Raw genomic sequence first — 19298 nt, forward strand, 5'->3', positions numbered from 1 at the left:
CGCGTCACGTTCACCGCGTTGGCGCGGGCGCGGTCGAGTGCACGGTGTTGTGGTCGAGTGCACGGTGTTGTGGGGGACGGGCCCGGCAGCACCCGGGCAGTCCTCCCCGACCTCCGGTACGGCGATTACGGCGATTCGTGACCGACCGCAGGGAACCGGGATGTTCCCGGCTGCGGACAGTGCCGCATGAACCGGGGGTTTGCGGGTGCGCCGGGGAGCGGCCCCTTGTGCATCCATCCTCGCCGGGTATGGTCTGAGACCGGCTCGGCCAGGCGGTCGTGCGCCGTCGAACCGTGAGGATGTGTCAGCCCGGGGCGGAATCTCGGCCCGTGTGACTCGGACTTTCCGGCTGTCTGCCCGCGGAGGGGGCATGGAGCGACTGGCGGTCTTTGACGGCTTGGCGAGGGGGCGGACGGTGAACTGCCCGGTGCCGTGGGACGGTTCGGCCCGTGGCATCGCCGTGACTCTGTCCGTCCGGACCCTGGGCCCTGATCCACAGCGGGGCCGGCACCCTTGCGCGGGTCGGTATCCCTCGCGGAGGTCACAGCCCGACTCCGTCGTAGGACTGGTCGCGGCCACGCCCGGCCACGGCACCGGCGCCTGAAGGAGACACAGAGGAACGTGGACGGTCAACTGAACCTGGACGGGCACTCCGGCCGGGGCCGGAACGAGGACCTGGGCCGAGAGCCTGTCCCGGGACCTGCCCCGGGGCGGCGTGGTGGGACGGAGTCAGGTCCACAGGGGAGGGCCGCGGTGCGTCCGGGAGTGGGCACCGGGCCGCCGCAGGCCGGGCAGGACGGCGAAGGGGCGGCCCCGTCCGGGGCCGACGGCGCCGGCCTGGTCCGTGACGGCGACGGCGCTCCGATCCAGCACCAGCGGGTCCACGTACCGGACGCCCGCCGTATCCGGCCCTCCTCCCACCCCGACCGCCCGGGCAGTGACGGCGAGCACGGGCTTCAGGAGCGCATGGGTACCACGGACCGTGCCGCCAAGTTCTACGACGAGCAGGTGCTCGACCGGCTCAATCCGCGGATGCGGGAGTTCGCAACGCGGCAGGAGATGTTCTTCCTTGCCACCTCCGACCGCCACGGGGAGTGCGACAGCACCTTCCGGGCCGGCCCTCCCGGCTTCGTCCAGGTCTTCGACGACAGGACGCTGGCCTACCCCGAGTACCGCGGCAATGGCGTCCTCGCCAGCCTCGGCAACATCCAGGAGAATCCGCACGTCGGCATTCTCATGATCGATTTCCTTCGGGACCGGATCGGCCTCCACGTCAACGGCAGGGCCCGTGTCCTCTCCGACGAAGAGATGCGCCGCGAACGCCCGGACCTGCCGGTCGACCCCGCTCCCGGCCGCCGGGCCCGGCTGTGGGTGGAGGTCACGGTGGAGGAGGCGTACATCCACTGCGCCAAGCACATCCCGCATCTTCGGAAGGTGCCGGCGCGTGGGGACCGCGCGTGGGGCACGGACGACTCCAAGCGCAAGGGCGGTGACTTCTTCGGCGCGGCGGCCGAGGCAGCCGACCGCGCTTTGGACGAGCGCCCGCGCCGCGAGGCCGGCGACCCCCCGTCAAGGGCATCGGCCCCGCCGCACGCCGCCCGGCCGGCCGGAAGGGCCTGGTGACCGCAGTCGCCTGTGCGCGATCACGCACATGTCGTCGGATACCCTCGGAGACGGAGTTGCCCCACGGCGCCCCGTTTCACAGGCGTTGGGGGTGCGGCGGGGACTGACGACTTCAGGTCTGCGGGGCGAGGGGGCTCGGCTCGGTGCTGTCCGGATGGACCGCACCGAGCCGATGACGCCGGTGACCTCAAATGGTGCGGCGCTGCCTGCGGCGCAAGGTGAGGTAGGTGCCTGTGGCGCCAGCGGCGAGCAGGGCGCCCGCAGCCAGGCCCACCGGAAGGGTGGGAGACGACGAGGCGTCGGAGGTTGCGGCGGCGTTCGGCATCGCCGGGCCCGGGATGATGTGCGTGGACACGGGTGCCACGTGGTGGATGGGGCCAACGGATTTGACGGAGCCATCGGCGTTCAACAGCACCTGCCTGTTGTTGGGGTGCCGGAAGTCGAACATGCCCGCGAGGGAGCCGGCCGTGGCGTCGAAGGAGTGGTCGCCGATGCGGCCCGTCTTCCAGTTGTCCTCGATGAACCGGGTGATGGACGCCTGGTCGGTCAGCGTGTGGTCGACCTTGTCGACCTTGCTGTACGGCGAGATGGCGAGCAGCGGCTGGCGGGTGCCCGGGCCGCAGCGGTCGGCGTAACCGCCGGACGCCTTCGGGCCCTTCTGGCAGGCCGGGCTGTCGGTGGCCTTGCCGTTGGAGCCGAGCGAGGTGTCCGTCGAGCCGTTCCGCGGGGCGACGTAGGTGTGGTCGTACCAGCCGTCGGAGTCGTCGTAGGCGACCACGACGGCCGTCGACCTCCACTGCGGCGAGCTCTGGATCGCGTTGATCTGGTTCACCAGGAAGTGCTGCTCGTCGATCGGGTCGGAGTAGCCGGCGTGGCCGTCCTGGTACGCGGGGGCTTTGACGAAGCTGACGGCCGGCAGTTTGCCCGCCTTCAGGGCGGCGGAGAAGTCGGTCAGGTCGTAGTTGTGGTTGGCCTGACCGTCGTGGCCGATCTCCGAGACGCTCTTCGGCGCGAGGTGGTGCGGGTTCGACGTCGACTTGTAGTACGCGAACGGGTTGTGGTGCGGGCTGTAGTCGACCACCGAGGCGCCGCCCAGGTTGGTGTGGGCGGTGTCGCACTTGGCGTACGAGCCGGAGCTGCCGTCCCAGGCGGCCGAGGGACGGAAGCCGCCCTGGAACCAGCCCCAGGTGACATGCCCGGCGTCAAGGACGTCACCGATGTTCTTGCCCCGCATCGCCGCCAGGGCGTTGCCGCTGGTGTGGTCCTTACCGGAGCAGTCGTCGTAGGCCGGATCCGGGTCGTTGACGAGTGTGCCCACGCCGTTCGCGTCGGGCGACTTCACCGCGTAGGCGTCAGGGGTCGAGGTCTGCTTCGGGTTCTCGGTGCCGCTGGACGGGTCCACGGAGATCACGCCGTGTGTCTGGCCGGAGACCAGGTTGATGGCACCAGGTGTGGAGGGGCCGTAGGTCAGGCTGTAGGAGCGGTCACTCATCGCGTACCGCTGGGCGTAGTTCCACAGGGCGGTGACGGTGTTGCCGTCGTAGTAGTCCATCACCAGGCCCGGCTCGCCGAACAGGCCGCCGGAGCACTTGCCGACCTCGGTGTTCTGCACGTACTGGTCGGCCTTGCCGCCGTTCGCCGCGTACTGCTCCGGGCCGTAGTTGTGGTTCTGGTCGCATGTCGTCGCCTGGGCGGGAGCGAGCCGCTTCGGCGGGTACTGGTTGGGGTTCTTCGTCAGAAGCCCGGCGTGCGCGAGGGTGTCGATGTCCTTCGGGGTGTTCTTCGACGCGGTGAACTTCGTGCCGTCGGTGTTGGCGGCCTTCGGGTAGGTCGCGAAGTAGTGGTCGAAGGAGACGTTCTCGTCGAAAAGGACGACCAGGTGCTTGATCGGTGTGGCCGTCGCGGAGTGACCGCGGTCGCCGGCAGGCACGGTGGCCCATGACGGCGCGCTGCCGGCCATGACCGTGAGGACGGCCGCGCCCGCGAGTGCCCCCAGACTCCGGATCATTGCTCGCCTGCTGCTGTCGGCCATGCGGCCTCGCCCTCCGAACACAGTTGCTTGCGCGTACAGTTCGGGATCGTAACTCCTGCTCGCCGAGCGAGAGCCGGCCCCCGACCGCCACAGCACGACTCAACCACCGCCGCATGCGCGCAGATCGCGGCGGTTACGCCTGACGTTTCGTTGCACTGTGGCAGGGTGAGGTCATGCCCTTCAACCACAACGACTTCTACCACCGCGTGCTCTTGCGCCGTGTGCCACGCGGTTGCCGTACCGCCCTGGACGTCGGATGCGGAACCGGTCGGTTCGCCCGTCGGCTCGCACACTTGGGGATCGAGGTCGATGCCGTAGACCCCTCGGCGGAGGTCATCGAGGCGGCCCTCATGGCGTCACGGGTGAATCCGGCGCGGCGAGAGCCCCGCTTCCGGCAAGCGGACGTCACTCGGCTCGAACTGCCCAAGGGCAGGTACGACTTCATCTCCTGTCTGGCGAGCATTCACCATATGCCGTTCAGCACCGTCGCTGCCTTGCGGGACGCCCTGGCCCCGGGCGGTGTGCTGGTCGTTCTGGGCTGCTATCCGGAGCGGTCGCGCATGGACTGGGCCTGGAGCCTCGCCGCCGTTCCGGTCAATGCCGGAGCCCGGATCGCCGTCGCGGTCCGGGACCGTGCACGCTCGGTCTCCGGGGGCCGGGCCGACGCGTCAGCTACCGTTCAGGCACCTGTCATGCGTCCCGAGATGCCGTTGTCGGAGATCCGAAGAGAGGCGGCGAACCTGCTCCCGGGGTGCACCATCCGTAGGCTGCTGTTCTGGCGGTACCTGCTCGTCTTCCGCAAGAGCCAAAGCACCTGATCCCGCGACGGGAGGCCGCTCGGCCCCCGATGACATGGGCCGGCTCCCGGACCCGAAAGCCGTCGGGCAGCGCTGTGACCCTTCGCAGAAGCCGGCCCCGCCCCATGCCGGGCCGGGCGCACTCGAGGAGAACCCCGGCAACCGCACGGACACGACTCAACCGGTTTCGCCGGGCGCTTGAGGACGAAGCGCCGGAAGACCGTCCGGCCGGATCGACCATCGGAGGCGGTGGCTGTCGCCGCCAGGCGCAGCCGGACGCGGTCGGCAACACGTTCGCCGGCGGCAGCACCCGCCCGAACATCTTCACAGCTCGTACGGCACCGGATGCCCGCCGGCCCGGGCGGCGGAATCGCTTCCATCGAGGACTCGGCGATCGGTTGCCCCCGGGAACGTCCCGTGAAGCGGGGACATGCTCCAAAAGTCGTCCGTCCGGTAAGAAGTAGCGTGTAAACAGCCGACTCGCCTCCACGAGAGCTCTCGGCTTCGACTGCGACACAAAAGGGGTTGCCGGTGGACTCTCGAAACAGCCGACCCCTCGCTGTCGACGTCCGCAGGCTTCACCGCGTCTATCAGGACAGCGGTCGAAAGTTCCGGAAGGTTCCGGCGAAGGTCGCCCTGGAATCAGTCGATCTCGGTGTCGAGCAGGGAGAGGTCCACGGCCTTCTCGGGCCCAATGGCGCCGGCAAGACGACCCTGGTGAGGATCCTTTGCACGGTCCTGCTCCCCACCTCGGGCGAAGCTCGTGTCATGGGTCACGACGTGGTGCGGGAGACTGCACGGGTGCGCTCGCTGCTGGGGGTGACATTCGGCGGCGACCGCGGGCTGCACACGATGCTGACGGCTCGGCAGACAATGGAATTCTGGGGCGCATTGCACGGCCTGGACAAGAAGGTCACCGCTGCGCGGACCGAGGAGCTGCTCGGTCGATTCGGTATCCTCGACCGCGCCGACTCGCGGGTGGAGACCTATTCCCGCGGCATGCGACAACGCCTTCACCTGGCCCGCGCATTGCTGCCCGACCCGCAAATCCTGTTCCTCGACGAGCCGACCATCGGCATGGACCCGGTGGGCGCACAGGACTTCCGCAAGGTGGTCCTCTCCCTCAAGGCCGACGGCAAGACGATCATCCTGACCACGCACGACATGGCTGAGGCGGAGGCCGTCTGCGACCGGGTGAGCCTCATCGACAAGGGCCGGGTGCTTGCGACCGAGCAGCCCACACAACTCTCGCGCTGGCTTTCGGAATACGAGAACGTCGAAGTCGAGGACGCGGACGCGGAAGTGCTCGCCCGGGTGGCCGAGCTGCCGGGTGTCCTGGCGGTCGGTCAACTGCCCACCGGGGCTTTCCGCATTCAGCTGGGGGAGGACGGTGTGTGCAGCCGAGTGCTCAGAGAACTCGTTGACGCCGGCTGTACTCAGGTCCGCACGACACGACCCGATCTGAGCGAGGTCTATGTCGCTCTGCTGGAAGACCGGAAGATCGGGGGCTGACCGTGCACGCAGTCAGGGCGGGTGCGTGGTTCCAATGGATGCTCTTCCGCAGACGGATGGGAAGCGTCACCATTTTGCTGGCGATCCCGTTCCATGTGCTCAACTTCCTCTCGGTCGTGCACCTTTCCGGCCGCACCGACCTGTACGGCGCCGTCGTCCTGGCGCCCGCGCTTTCCGGCATCTGGTCGGTGGCCCTCGCTCTGGGGTCCACGACCATCACGGCTGAGCGCTCACAGGGCACATTGGAATTGCTCATCAGTTCGCCGGTCTCGGTTGCGGCATACCTGTGGGGAAGAATGCTGGCCTCCACCGCGGTCGGTCTCATCGCGTTCCTTGAGTCCTGGGTCTTCGCGTTGGCCGTCGTGGATCTCCGGCCGGTGATCTGGCACCCGGGCTGGTTCGCCGCCGTGCTGGTGGCCACCGCCCTTGCGACGGTCGCCTCTTCCGCCGTGCTCGCCGCGGTGGCCGCACTCTCCAGGACGCCGGAGGCCCACCAGAACTTCCTCAACTACCCCATGTTCGTGTTGGCCGGCATCTTTACTCCGGTGGCGTTCCTCCCGATCTGGTTGAAGCCGGTTTCCCGGTTGATCTTTCTGTCCTGGGGCGCCGACCTCTTCCGCGGAACGATGAGCCCGGAGCAGTTGCCCCATCCCTGGCTCCAGATCGGCGCCGTGGTCTTCCTCGGTGGCGCGGCCTTCGTGGGGGGCGGCTATCTCATCTCAAAGATCATGTCCCGGCTTCGGAGCACCGGAAGACTGGCGGTCGGCTGATGGCACGAGTCAGGAACTGGCCAGTGATCCGCGAGGCCGCGGTGGCCGGCTACCACGAGTTCCGGGTGTTCTTCACGCTCCGGATGTGGCTCGGTGGCTGGGTGGTCCGGCTTTTCTTCCAGGTACTCTTCTTCGCGCTGGTCGGCGTGTACGTCGCCCAGGCGCAGCGGACCTCGTTCATCCTTGTGGGAAATGCGCTGGCTGTCATCGCTCTCGAGGGCGCCGTTGTGGCACATGCGGCAGCGTTCGAGCGTAATCAGGGCACACTCGCCGGGCTGATCGTCAGCCCGGGGAACCACGTGGTGAGCCTTTTCTCCCGCAATCTGATCCGGATTCCTCTGGGTGTGGCGAGTTCGACGATCGTCATGGTGTCCGTGCTCGGCGTGATGCGGATCCAGTTTCCTTGGTCGCGCATTCCGTGGATCGCTCTGATTCTCGTCGTCGTGTCCTATTCGTGCTATGGCTATGGCTGGTTCTTCGGTGCACTGGTATACAAGTTCCGAAAGTTTCAGCAGGCCTCCACCAATATCGCGTACCTGGGCGTCACGGTGATCTGTGGCGTCAACGTGCCGACGAGCTACTGGCCGGTGCCGGTCCAGAAGCTCGCGCAAATACTGCCACTCACCCATGGCCTGCTCGCGGTGCGCGGCATCGTCGGACAGGTGCCTTCCGTGAATATCCCGCTCGAAATCCTGACGGAAGGCGTGATCGGCAGCTGCTGGCTGGTCGTGGCGGGCTGCCTCCTTCATGCATTCGTCGAAGCGGACCGGGCGAACGGGCGGCTGGAGCTCGCATGAGCCGGACAGGCACGGTTCAAGTCGTCTCGGAAAAGCACTCGTAAACCGCCGTCATGCCCAGGGTCGGGGCCCACCTTGAACGAATCTAGGAGTCGAAGCATGCAAGCGCTGGAGCCGATCGCCATCATCGGCATGGCAGGAAGATTTCCTGGGGCCAGCGATCTCGATGAGTTCTGGGAAAACCTCGTAGCGGGCCGGGACTGCATATCCGAGCTCACCGACGAGGCCATACTCGAGTCCGGAGAGAGTCCCGAGCGGCTCGCTCACCCCGGTTACGTCAGGAGGCGTCCGGTCATCTCCGACGTCGAGTCGTTCGACACGACCGCCTTCGGGATGACGCCGCGCGAGGCGGAGATCAGGGATCCCCAGCACAGACTTCTCCTCGAGTACTCCCACGCCGTGCTGGAGCACGGTGGGTACGACCCGGCCACGTACTCCGGACGCATCGGTGTCTACGCGGGGACGAACACCAACCGCTACCGGATCGACCACGTCGAGGACTCGGACGTCACCCAGAACGTGGGCTGGACGACGATGGAGATCGCCAACGCGTCGGACTACCTCACGACCTTCATCTCCTACAAGCTGGGCCTTCGCGGGCCCAGCATGACGATCCAGACGGCCTGCTCCACGTCTCTGGTCGCCGTTCACATGGCCTGCTCGGCGCTGCGCCTGGGTGAGTGCGACATGGCGATCGCGGGCAGCGCCAGCCTGGAGATGCCGCTCAACCGCGGCTATCAGTACCTGGAGGGGGATTTCATCGCCCCCGACGGCTTCCCGAAGCCCTTCGACGCGAGCGCCAACGGCACCAACTTCGGCAACGGAGTCGGAACGGTCCTGCTGAAGCGACTTTCGGACGCCCTGGCCGACCGGGACACCGTCTATGCCGTCATCCGTGGCTCGGCCATCAACAACGACGGCGATCGCAAGGCCGGCTTCACCGCTCCGAGCCCGATGGGCCAGACGGCCTGCATCGTCGAGGCACTGACCAAGTCCGGCACGGCACCGGAGACCATCTCCTACGTCGAGGCGCACGGGACCGGCACCGCGCTGGGCGACCCCATCGAGCTGGCTGCACTGACCGAGGCCTTCCACCAGGTGGCCGGAAAGAAGCTGCCGGCGCACTCCTGTGGCGTCGGCTCGGTGAAGTCGAACGTCGGCCACCTCAGCCAGGCTGCCGGAGTCTCGAGCCTCATCAAGGCCGTTCTCTCACTGGTCAACGAGCAGATCCCGCCGAGCATCCACTTCTCGGAGCCCAACCCGAAGCTGGAGCTCGGCCGTACGCCGTTCTATGTCAATTCCGAGCTCAGGCCGTGGCCCAGGGTGGCCGGCAGGCCGCGACGCGCCGGTGTGAGTTCGTTCGGCATCGGCGGCACCAACGCCCACCTGATCCTGGAGGAAGCCCCTGAGCGGCCCGCCCGGGGCGGCCCGAGCAAGCCGGAACTGATCGTATGGTCCGCAGCGGAGGACGCCGCCGAATCGGCTCTCAGGGATCGGCTGGCAGCTCACTTCGCGACGGCTGACGAGCGGTCGTTCGCCGACGCCGCACACACCCTGCGGGTGGGGCGTTCTGCCCGGCGCGTCCGCGGTGCCGTCGTGGCGCACAACGCGGCCGAGGCAGCCGAACTCCTGCGGGACGGAAGCCGGGTGATCCGGCCGGACGGTGTCAAACGTGGTCTCACCTTCCTCTTTCCCGGTCAGGGTGCTCAGCACCCGGGAATGGCACGGTGGTTGTACGAGACCGAGCCGCTCTTCAGGCAGGGCTGCGACCGTGCGTTCGCCGAGCTCGAGCCGCTGCTCGACCGGGACCTGAAATCGCTCTGGCTGTCCGACGCGCAGGCGGACGAGCTCGCCGAGACGGCTCTGGCGCAGCCGCTGCTCTACGTGCTCAGCTACACCTGGGCGCACTGCCTGATGCGCTGGGGTGTCCGCCCCGACCGGCTGCTCGGACACAGCGTGGGCGAACTGGCGGCGGCGGCGGTCTCCGGGGTCTTCGGCTTCACCGAGGGTCTCCAGGCGGTGGCGGCCCGGGCCACTCTCATGCAGGGGATGCCGCGGGGCTCCATGCTGGCGGTGGCGGCGCCGCACGAGGCGGTCCTGCCATATGTGGGCGGCGAGGTGTCACTCGCCGCGCTGAACGGGCCGCGGCAGTGTGTCCTTGCGGGTCCGGAAGCGGCCGTCGCGGAGGTGGCGGAGCGGCTGAGGGACACCCGGATCGCCAGCCGCCTGCTGCACACCTCGCACGCCTTCCACTCTGCGATGATGGCGACGGCCGCCGAGGACTTCGAGAAGGTCCTGGGCACGCTGACCCTCAACGAGCCGAAAATACCCGTGGTCTCCTGCGCCACAGGCGCCGAGATCACCTCGGAGCAGGCCACCTCGCCGGCGTTCTGGGCCCGCCAGTTGGTCGATCCGGTCGACTTCGCGCACGCGGCTGCCACGGTGCTGGGCCACGGACCCTCCTTCCTGGTCGAGACGGGGCCGGGCCACACCCTTTCCGCGCTGCTCACATCCCATCCGGAGGTCCGCTCCGGCGCCTCCGCGGTGCTGCCCACCATGCCGTCGCCCGACGCCGACGAGGGCGCCGAGCACCGGGACCTGGAGGAGGCGCTCGGCCGGCTCTGGGTGGCCGGCGTCCCCGTGGACTTCACCCGTCGGGAAAAGGACACCGACCTCTCTCGAGTGGCCGTACCGGGCTATCCGTACCAGCGCAAGCGCCACTGGATCGAGCGGCCGGACCTCCCGGCCGCGCAGCACACCGACACGGCATCGCCCCCCGCGCCGTCGGCCGTGGCCGAGGCGGCACTCGGCTCCTCGGCCGAGCCCGCCGCTGCCGCCGGGGACGAAGAGGCCGCCGTGCAGGTGCCGGCACACGATGAGACCAGATGGAGCCTGGGCGCGGTCGACTGGGTCCGCCGTACGTCGGGCCGCGGTCCCGTCCCGCTGCCCGAGGTGGGCGGTGAGACGGCGGTCGCGCTGCTGCCCGCGAGCCGGCCCGATGCCGTCCTGCTCCGCACCGCCCTGCAGCGGGCCGGATACCGGACCGTCCGGGCGCACGCCGCGGTCCCCGGGACGACGGCCGCCACCGACGGCTTCGATCCCCTGTCCGAGGACGAGTGGGAGCAGCTGCTCCGGTCCGCGGAGGAGTCGCGGGCACCGGCTGTCGTCGCCTACGGAGCGATGCTGGACGCTCCCGACACCGTCACCCTTGCCAGCCTCGACCAGCAGCTGGATCAGGGCTTCTTCGGTGTCCTGGCGTGTGCCAGGGCGGTGGCACGTGCCCAGCGGAGGGCCCGTCAGCCGATCACCCTCGTGGTACTCGTGCGGCATGCCGTGGACGTGAGCGGTGCCGACCGGCTGAATCCAGCGAGCGCGATGATCGCCGGCCTCACCCGCACCATCGAGCAGGAGTACCCGGACGTCCGCTGCGTGATGCTGGACGTCTCCGGCGAAACCGGCGTCGAGGCGCTCGGCGAGCAACTCGCCCGGCTGGACGAGCCGCTGGTCGCCCTGCGCGGCAACAGCAGCTGGACCCCGGTGCTGAAGCCGTTGTCCCGCACCGCGGCCCCCGGCCGTCTGCGGCTGCGCCAGCGGGGCGTCTACCTCGTCACCGGAGGACTCGGAGGCATCGGTCTGGTCGTGGCGAACGCCCTCGCCGACACCGGGTTCCAGCCGCGGATCGCGCTGCTCGGCCGGTCCGGAATGCCGGCCGCCGACACACCCCGCGGTCGGCGGATCGCCGCGGCCGTGCACGAGATGGAGGACGCGGGCGCGGAGGTCATCGTCGTGCGGGGCGACGCGAGTGCCCCCCAGTCGCTGCTGGCTGCGGTCGAGGAGGTCGAGCGGACCTTCGGCACGGTGCACGGTGTGGTGCACTCGGCAGGACTGCCTGGCGGCGGGCTGATCGAGCGCCGGTCGCGCGAGGACGCCGACGCCGTCATCGGCGTCAAGGCCCGCGGGGCTCTGGCGATCGAGGAAGTGTTCCGCAGCCGGCCCGAACTCGACTTCCTGGCCCTCTTCTCCAGCCAGGCCGGGGTGGCAGGTCTTTACGGCAGTGCGGACTACGCCGCGGCCAACGCCTTCCTGGACGCGCACGCCCAGCAGCACGGCCGCGGCAGCCGGTGGACCGTCGCCGTCGACTGGCCGGGCTGGGCGGAGGTGGGGATGGCGGCCGACTCCGATGTCTCGCTCACCCTGCTGACCGGTGGCGAAGACGCGCGCAAGGCTGCCTCGGAGGAATCCGTTGACAGCCTCGAGTTCCGCCGGACCCTGGTTCCGGGACGGGACTGGGAACTCGACGAGCACCAGTTCGACGATCAGCCGGTCGCACCGGGCACCGCGCTGCTCGAGCTCGTCGTCACCGCCGCGCTCGCCCTGGAACTCCACCCCGCAGGGACGGTGCTCGAGCTTCGGGAGAGCGTCTTCCTTGCGCCGGCCGCCGCCTTCGGTCCGACCGAGTTCGCAGTGGTGTTCTCGCCCATGGCCGGTATGCACCGGTTCCGGGTGCAGACCCGGCCGGCGGGCAGCGAAGGCCCGTGGACGCTGAACGCCAATGGCGTCCTGGCCGTCCCCGAGACCGCCACGGCGACGGTCCGTCCAGACCTCGGCGAGCTCAGGGAGGGTCTCGAGCCGGCCGAGCACCTCGGCTTCGGCTCGTGGATCACCTTCGGACCGCGGTGGGACAGCGTCGGCCCGGTCCAAGGCACCGCCACCGAACGCGTCGCCGAGCTGCGCCTCCCGGAGGAGTTCCACGGCGACCTCGAGCACCACCCGATGCACGCGGCGATTCTGGACGTCGCAACCTCGCTCCTGCCCTTCTTCAGCCAGGACGTCCGGTATCTGCCGTTCCTGTACCGCCGACTCACCTTCTTCGGCCCTCTGCCCGCCCATGTCCTGGTACACGCCCGGCTCGGTGACGGGGAGAAGGGCGTGCGCGTCATGGATCTGGACCTGTACGACCTCGAAAGCGGTGAACTCCGGCTGAGCGTCGGATCCTTCACCCTTCGCGAGGTGAAGGGCGACCAGTTCGTCGGCCGCCTGGCGGCCGCGTCCCGTACGGTGGCGGCGGGACAGGCGCCTGGGAAGGCCGCCCCTTCCGCTCCGGCTGCCCGGACCGCGGATGCGGCCCCCGACCGACCCGGGCTGCTCACGCCGGTCCAAGGCGCCGAGGTCTTCCTGGAGCTCGTCAACGGCTCCTACCCGCAGGCGGTCATCGTCGATGCGCCGGGCGCGCGGATGCGGGCGCGCGGGCTGGACTGGGCCGATTCCGTGCCGTCGGTGCCCAGGCCGGCACCGGCGCCCGCGCCGCAGGTCGCGCCCCGGCACAGCGCCCTCCCGCCGGTTGCCGCCGCAGCCCCGAAGGCCGCCGCCGTGCCCATGACCCCGCCGACGAGGACCGCCGTCTCCGGTGGATCGGATGACGTCATGGCGAGTCTGATGGAGCTGTGGTCCGAGGCTCTGGGGCACACGCGGATCGACTATGACGAGGACTTCTTCGACGTCGGCGGCAACTCCCTGGCGGCGGTGCAGCTCACCGCCCGGATCAAGGAGCGGTTCGGCATCGAACTGAGCGCGGGCAGCATGTTCGAGTTCAACACGATTCGGCTGCTGGCGGCAGAGATCGTCCGGGTGGGTGCGTGAATATCCGGCGCATCTTCGCACCCGATCTCCTCGCGGGGGAGGTGGCGGTGGTCACCGGTGGCGGATCCGGACTGGGTCTGGCCATCGCCCGCGATCTTGTGGCCTGCGGCGCCGATGTGGTCATCACCTCGCGATCCGCGGCTCGGCTCGAAGCGGCCGAGCTGCGGATCGCCGAGGAGACCGGCCGGCTCTGTGCCAGTTTCCCGTGCGATGTCCGCCACGACGAAGAGGTGGAGCAGCTGCGGGATTACGTGCTGAGCAGGTTCGGCACGGCCACCATCGTGGTGAACAATGCCGCGGCCAACTTCCATGTGCCTGCCGAGCGGATGACCCGGCGTGCCATGGAGACGGTGGTGGACATCGACCTGCTCGGCACGTTCGCCATCACACGGGCCTTCGTGCCCGGCATGATCGAAATGCGCCGGGGCACCATTCTCAGCATCACGGTGCCCGGTGTCGACCGTGGCTTCCCCGGCTTCTCGCACGCCGGGGCCGCCAAGGCGGGGATCGTCTCGCTCACCGCGTCGTGGGCCCGGGAATGGGGCCGCTACGGCATTCGCGTCAACTCGCTTGCGCCCGGCCCGGTTCAGACGGAGGGCGTCACGACGAACATGCTCGGCATGCACGCGGGCGAGACCAACCAGGCATTCCTGCCCCAGGTCGAAGGGGTCGCGCTGCAGCGGCTCGGCACTCCCGAGGACATCTCCAGCGCCGCGGTCTTCCTCTGTTCACCCGCTGCGAGTTGGGTCACCGGCGTCGACCTGGCCGTTGACGGCGGTGTCATGCTCTGCCATCCCGTGTTCGGGGCGGTGACCCCATGACCACACAGCCGCGCGTCCACCTGACCGGCATCGCGCACCTGGCCGACCAGATGCCCTCGATCCGCTCGCTCATCGACGACGACAGCGTCGGCTTCTACGCCTCGCAGCCCTGGTTGGCGGCCACGGAGGCGCTGGACGAGGGCACGGATCACGGCTACCTGCTGGCGGAGGACGGCGAAGGCCACCCGGTCGGGCTCATGCCGGTGGCGCTGCCGGACGGAGAGGTCAGCCCCGGGTACCGGCCGGATCGGCTCTTCCCCTACCGGGAGGAGGAGCCCTATCTGCTGTGCGGGCCCCGGCGCGGTTACCGGACCGAGCTGGCCGTCCGGGGCCCCGACGTGACGGCGAGTGTGGCGGGCCTTCTCGACGGTGCGGTCGAATTCGCCGACGACCATGGCCGGGAGTGGGTGTACGCGCTCCATCTGACCACCGCTGCGGCTCGTGCGCTCGCGGAGACCGAACGCGTCGTGCCGATCCTGTCGCCGCTGGCCGACTGCTGGCTCCCGGCACCCGGCACCTCGATGGACGACTACCTCGCCTCGCTCGGCGGCCACCGCCGGCACAGCATCCGCACCGACCGGCGCCGCGCGGCCCGGAGCGACGCGAGGATCGAGCGCGCGTCATTGGCCGACTGCCTCGACGAAATCATCCCGCTGGTGCGACAGTCCCGGGCGCGCAAGGGCGTGATGTGGACCCTCGACAGCCTACGGCGGGAGTACGAGGGGATGGCACGGTCGGCGGCTCGACAGGAGATCCTGCTCACCGTTCGCCACGACGGCGAACTCAAGGGCTACGCCCTGTGGTTCGCCTGGGGAGACCTGCTCTGGGGGCGCAGCCTCGCGTTGACCGACGACCTGCGCACCAACGCGGCACCTGTGCTCTTCGAGCTGCTCTTCTATCGGCCGCTGGAGATCTGCTACGAGCTGGGACTGCGGGGGCTGCACCTGGGCGCCACGAACTACTCGGCCAAGCTGATGCGCGGAGCGCGGCTGGAACCCATGTGGCAGGTCGGTCTTCACCGAGGGCGTGAGGTCTTCCCCCGGGAAGCCGTGCTGCCCTGGACCGAGCACGTGCTCGGCCTGCTGCGCGAAGAGTGTGGCCGGCGGCTGCCGGAGTCGCGGCTGGAGGAGTTCCGGGCGGAGGCCCTCGGCTTCGCCGACGGGCGGTCGGTGGGACGGCGCGAGCAGGGGGTGCACCGAGGTGTCCGATAAAGCTCAGGCGGCACCGAGTTGCCCGCACGGCGGACGGGATCAGGGAGGCCCCGCGGCCGCTGCGGGACGCCGGGCCTCCCGGTGGCGTGAGGGCCGATCAGAGCCGCGACGGCATGCAGTCGGCGATGGCACGCCGCACCTGGGGCTGGTCGAGCAGCGCCGCCCGGCTGCAGTCGACCCTCACCACCCGGGTGCTCCGGGCTCCCGGCCAGGGACCTTCGAAGGGCTGGTCCCTGGAGGACACCAGGACAACGTCTCCGTCCCACTGGGGGAACGAGGCGTTGTGCGCGGCGACCAGATGCGTCAGCCAGTCAACCGTGTGGTGGACCAGATCCTCGACCATGTCCTGGATCAGGTCCTCCTCGAGCTCCTCTTCCCTCAGGCTGCGGGCCGCGAGGTCCGTCAGTTCCCGTTCCATGGCGGCCAGGACATCCTTGGGCCGCTCGATCAGGTCGTTCTCCGTGGGTTGCAGCAAGTGCACGGCGTCGTCCTCGGCGAACCGCACGGCTGCCTCGCGGTAGGCGCTCAGCACGGACTCGGCCGGACACGGCGAACCGTCCAGTGCCACGAGCACCGGCGCAGAGCCCTGCCGGGAGGTCACTTGCCGGGCGACCTCGTAGCCGATGGAAGAGGCCAGGCAGTAGGACACCACGAGGCCGACCGGGCGGGTGCACCCGGAGGCCGCAAGGAGTCGTGCCGCGTATTCCTCGGCGTAGAACTCCTGAGGAAGCGGAGACTTCATCAGCGGAAGCATTTCGAATGCAAGGCTCCCGTCGGCCAGATCGCCGATCCGCCGCCTTTCCTGATGTCCAGGGTAATCGAGCGTCATTGCTATGGGATCCACGGAATTCCTATCTCGAAGTGAGGAGTGCGCCGGAAGCCTAGCCCACATCATTGAGCCGACTCAATGACAGTTCTCCATCGTCACCGAGGAAAGAGGGAAATGCACATCCGCACTGCCGCCGAATCGGCGTCCGAACAGTGGCCGATAGGCCCCAGGGAGCGGGCGCTCTGGCTGCTGCAGCAGATGGTCCCCGATCTCGGGATCTCGAACGTGGTATTCGGCGTGGAATGCGCTCACCCGGTCGACACTGTCGTGCTGGGCGAAGCGGTGAACTGGGCGGTCCGACGTCATCCTGCGCTGCGGTCCTTCTTCTCGGACGTGGACGGCGTACCGATGCGGGGCTTCCGGCCGCCCGAGGTGACCTCGCTGGAACTGGGCGTGGCGCCCGCAGACCCCGAGGGGCTGGCTGAGCAGATCAAGGCGTTCGGCGCGCCGGCCTTCGACCTGACCTCCGACCTGCTGATCAGGGGCTGCCAGTTCGTGCTTCCCACCGGCGGCAGCGTCATCGCGTTCGCGGCACACCACCTTGTCTTCGACGGTGGCTCCGTGCGGTTGTTCCTCCAGGATGTCGATGCCGCTTTCGAGAGCCTGATGACCAGCGGAGGCTTTCCCGATCTCCCGCCGGTGGCGCCGCCGCCTGCGGACGAGGAGCCTTCCGCGGAAAGCCTTGCCTACTGGCGCGAGCGACTCGGCGGGATCGGGCCGACCACCATGGAGCTCGCCTGCGCCCGGCCGATGCCGCAGGCGCCCACCTTCGCGGGCGCGCGGCTGGTCATGCCGGCTTCGCCCTCCGCTCTTCGCGCCCTGACCAGCCTGCGCAAGGTCCTCCGGGTCACCGACAACGCAATCCTGCTGAGTCTGTACTACCTGCTGCTCGCCAAGCACGGTGCCACCGGACCGGACCTGGTCGTCGGCGTACCGCTCACCCTGCGGTCCCCGCAGTCCGGCGCGGTCGGCTACTTCGTCACCACGGTCGCTCTGCCCGTGCGCTTGGACGAGGGGCTGTCGTTCGCGGAGTTCGCGCACCGCGTCCAGGACTCGTTCATGGCCGGGGTCCAGTACCTCGATGCCCCCTTCGAGGTGCTGGACCTCAACGGTGCCACCGACGCGGCGTGGCATCGGCTCGTGTTCCGGCACATGTTCAACTTCATCGATCAGGCCGAAACCGACATGTGGTTCGCAGGTGGCCCCGCACGCCGGTTGCGGCCGGCGGAACCTGACACAGGGCTCAGCCGGCTGGACATGGAGGTGGTGGCCGAACGGTCCGAGCAGGGGCTGGTCCTCCAGGCCGTATACAGCACCGAGGTCCACGACGAGGACCAGATCCGTGCCCTGCTGGAGAGGTTCGAGAACCTGCTCGCCCAGGTGGCCGCCGATCCGGAGTGCGGCGTCGACGCGCTGTCGTACTGGACGCCCGCGGACCGCCGGCTCGTGGATCGCGCCAACGACACCTCCAGGCAGTGGTCCGGGCCGACCACTGTGCTCGACGTCGTGCGCGCGCAGGTGCTGCGAACGCCTGAGGCGGTCGCTCTCATCGAGGGGGAACAGCGGTTCACTTACCGGGCGTTGGCCGCCGCCGCGACCCGGATGCGGGACGACCTGGCCGCTGCGGGGGTGCGCCCGGGGGACGCGGTGGCCCTGGCCTGTCCGCGGGGCGCCCGAGCGGCCGCCGCCGTGCTCGGGATCTGGGCGGCCGGGGCGCACTACCTGCCGCTCGACGCGTCGCACCCGGCTGACCGTCTCGCCGGCCAGCTGGCCGACGCGAACGTCGCCTGCGTGGTCCACGACGGGGATCTTGCGCCTTCCTGCCTGGTCGGCCGGACGGCCGTGCCGACACGCGCGCTCGGCGAGACCGACGCACTGCCCGCCGACATGCTGCGGGGGCCGGTGCCTTCGCGGGCGGACGATCCGGCCTACGTGATTTTCACCTCGGGTTCCACCGGCCGCCCCAAAGGGGTGAAGGTCTCCCACGGAAACCTGCGGAATGTCACCGCATGCTTCGCCGACCTGCTGGAGGCAGGGCCGGGCGAAACCATGATGTGGCTGACGACCTTCGCGTTCGACGTGTCCGCGCTGGAACTGTTCCTGCCGCTGACGGTGGGTGGATCGGTGCTGGTGGCGCCGGACGAGGCGCGCTCGGACGCCGAGGTGTTCGGCGAACTCGTGCGACGCCATCGCCCGGAGATCCTCCAGGCCACGCCGACGACCTGGCGCCTCGCCGTCACCGAGTTGCCCGAGAAGTCGCTGGCCGATACCCGGGTGCTCTGCGGTGGCGAGCCGCTCTCTGCCGCACTGGCCCAGAGGCTTTCCGCAACCGGCTGCCGACTCTTCAACGTCTACGGCCCCACGGAGACGACCATCTGGTCGGCCGCAGGTGAGGTGGACGGCAGCGGCGTGATCACCGTCGGCCGGCCGATCGCCAATACCCGGGTCCACATTCTCGACGGCACCGGCGCCGACATGCCGCCGGGCATGCCGGGGGAGCTCTGCATCGCCGGGGCGGGGGTCGCCCTGGGCTATCTGGACCGGCCCGAACTCACCGCCGAAAGGTTCGTCCATCACCCCACGCTCGGTTCTCTCTACCGGACGGGGGACATAGCCCACTGGACGCACTCGGGTGAACTCCGCCTGGTCGGCCGTGCGGACCGGCAGGTGAAGATCCGCGGGAACCGTCTGGAGCTGGGCGAGGTCGAGGCCGTCCTGGAGCGCCATGCGTCGGTCGAGGAGGCGGCGGCCGTGGTGGTGGGCGCCGACGACGACGTCCGCCTGCTCGCCTTCGTACGAGGCAGCGCCGAGGGGGAGTCCGCAGGTACCGACCTGTGGCAGCACATCCAGGATGCGCTGCCGCCCTATGCGCGTCCGTCCGGCCTCGTGCCCGTCGAGACCATGCCCCGAACCGCCAACGACAAGGTCGACTACCGAGCGCTCGCCGCGCTCGGGGAGGTTCGGGCCGCGCAGGGTGATTTCACCGTACAAACGGCGACTTCAAATCCGGAGGACGTCAGCGAAGAGCTTCTCGAGCAGCTGGTCGACCTCTGGCGGACATTGCTCAAGAATCCCGATCTGGGGCCGTCAAGCCACTTCTTCCGCAATGGCGGGCATTCCCTCCTGGCCACTCGGCTCGCGGCCAGACTGCACCGGTTGGTCGCGCTGCGACTGGCCATTCGGGAGATATACGACGCACCGACCCCCCTGGAACTGGCCAGGTACATCGAAACCATTCAGTCCGACGTGGATCACGACAAGTAGAA

The 19298-nt window shown here is 69.2% G+C and carries 11 protein-coding genes; 9 read left to right on the top strand and 2 right to left on the bottom strand.

Going from position 1 to position 19298, the window contains the following annotated elements:
• Nucleotides 1–753: 753 nt before the first annotated feature.
• The gene (locus ACZ418_RS08625) at nt 754–1623 is read left to right on the top strand and encodes a pyridoxamine 5'-phosphate oxidase family protein (protein ID WP_468359037.1); all 870 of its coding nucleotides are present in this window, start codon (nt 754–756) and stop codon (nt 1621–1623) included.
• Nucleotides 1624–1810: 187 nt separating this feature from the next.
• On the opposite strand, the gene ACZ418_RS08630 is transcribed toward ACZ418_RS08625, so the two are convergent.
• Nucleotides 1811–3631 carry a phospholipase C gene (locus ACZ418_RS08630; RefSeq protein ID WP_468359039.1) on the bottom strand — a complete coding sequence of 607 codons (1821 nt, stop codon included), beginning with the start codon at nt 3629–3631 and terminating at the stop codon, nt 1811–1813.
• Between the two features lie 197 nt (nt 3632–3828).
• On the opposite strand from ACZ418_RS08630, the gene ACZ418_RS08635 reads away from it, so the two are divergent.
• The 7 genes from ACZ418_RS08635 to ACZ418_RS08665 all read left to right on the top strand — a co-directional run bounded on the left by ACZ418_RS08635 (nt 3829) and on the right by ACZ418_RS08665 (nt 15203).
• The gene (locus tag ACZ418_RS08635) at nt 3829–4473 is read left to right on the top strand and encodes a class I SAM-dependent methyltransferase (protein WP_468359042.1); all 645 of its coding nucleotides are present in this window, start codon (nt 3829–3831) and stop codon (nt 4471–4473) included.
• Nucleotides 4474–4983: 510 nt separating this feature from the next.
• Entirely contained in the window at nt 4984–5964 is a 981-nt protein-coding gene (locus ACZ418_RS08640; protein ID WP_468359044.1) for an ABC transporter ATP-binding protein, read from the top strand.
• A gap of 2 nt (nt 5965–5966) precedes the next feature.
• Nucleotides 5967–6734, top strand: a complete 768-nt coding sequence (locus tag ACZ418_RS08645) for an ABC transporter permease (RefSeq protein WP_468359047.1) — start codon at nt 5967–5969, stop codon at nt 6732–6734.
• Nucleotides 6735–6757: 23 nt separating this feature from the next.
• Nucleotides 6758–7531, top strand: coding sequence for an ABC transporter permease (locus ACZ418_RS08650; RefSeq protein WP_468359050.1), 774 nt, complete (start codon nt 6758–6760; stop codon nt 7529–7531).
• 99 nt (nt 7532–7630) lie between these two features.
• Complete coding sequence (locus tag ACZ418_RS08655) at nt 7631–13171, top strand: SDR family NAD(P)-dependent oxidoreductase (RefSeq protein WP_468359053.1); 5541 nt, start codon at nt 7631–7633, stop codon at nt 13169–13171.
• Complete coding sequence (locus ACZ418_RS08660; protein ID WP_468359056.1) at nt 13168–13992, top strand: SDR family oxidoreductase; 825 nt, start codon at nt 13168–13170, stop codon at nt 13990–13992. Before ACZ418_RS08655 ends, ACZ418_RS08660 begins: the two co-directional genes overlap by 4 nt.
• On the top strand, nt 13989–15203 hold the full coding sequence (locus ACZ418_RS08665) for a GNAT family N-acetyltransferase (RefSeq protein WP_468359059.1): 1215 nt from the start codon (nt 13989–13991) through the stop codon (nt 15201–15203). Before ACZ418_RS08660 ends, ACZ418_RS08665 begins: the two co-directional genes overlap by 4 nt.
• Nucleotides 15204–15300: 97 nt before the next feature.
• Here ACZ418_RS08665 and ACZ418_RS08670 read toward each other — a convergent pair whose 3' ends face one another.
• The gene (locus ACZ418_RS08670; protein WP_468359062.1) at nt 15301–15945 is read right to left on the bottom strand and encodes a hypothetical protein; all 645 of its coding nucleotides are present in this window, start codon (nt 15943–15945) and stop codon (nt 15301–15303) included.
• 201 nt (nt 15946–16146) lie between these two features.
• Between ACZ418_RS08670 and ACZ418_RS08675 the strand changes: the two genes are divergently transcribed.
• A complete protein-coding gene (locus tag ACZ418_RS08675; protein ID WP_468359065.1) occupies nt 16147–19296 on the top strand; it encodes a non-ribosomal peptide synthetase in 3150 nt (1049 codons plus the stop codon).
• The last annotated feature ends 2 nt before the right edge of the window (nt 19297–19298 follow it).

This window comes from Streptomyces sp. NPDC030820, assembly GCF_055572075.1.

Excerpts from the sequence above, each read along its gene's own strand:
- ACZ418_RS08630 (WP_468359039.1), bottom strand. The coding sequence starts at position 3,631 with ATGATCCGGAGTCTGGGGGCACTCGCGGGCGCGGCCGTCCTCACGGTC.
- ACZ418_RS08635 (WP_468359042.1), top strand. The coding sequence starts at position 3,829 with ATGCCCTTCAACCACAACGACTTCTACCACCGCGTGCTCTTGCGCCGT.
- ACZ418_RS08655 (WP_468359053.1), top strand. The coding sequence starts at position 7,631 with ATGCAAGCGCTGGAGCCGATCGCCATCATCGGCATGGCAGGAAGATTT.
- ACZ418_RS08665 (WP_468359059.1), top strand. The coding sequence starts at position 13,989 with ATGACCACACAGCCGCGCGTCCACCTGACCGGCATCGCGCACCTGGCC.
- ACZ418_RS08670 (WP_468359062.1), bottom strand. The coding sequence starts at position 15,945 with ATGAAGTCTCCGCTTCCTCAGGAGTTCTACGCCGAGGAATACGCGGCA.
- ACZ418_RS08675 (WP_468359065.1), top strand. The coding sequence starts at position 16,147 with ATGCACATCCGCACTGCCGCCGAATCGGCGTCCGAACAGTGGCCGATA.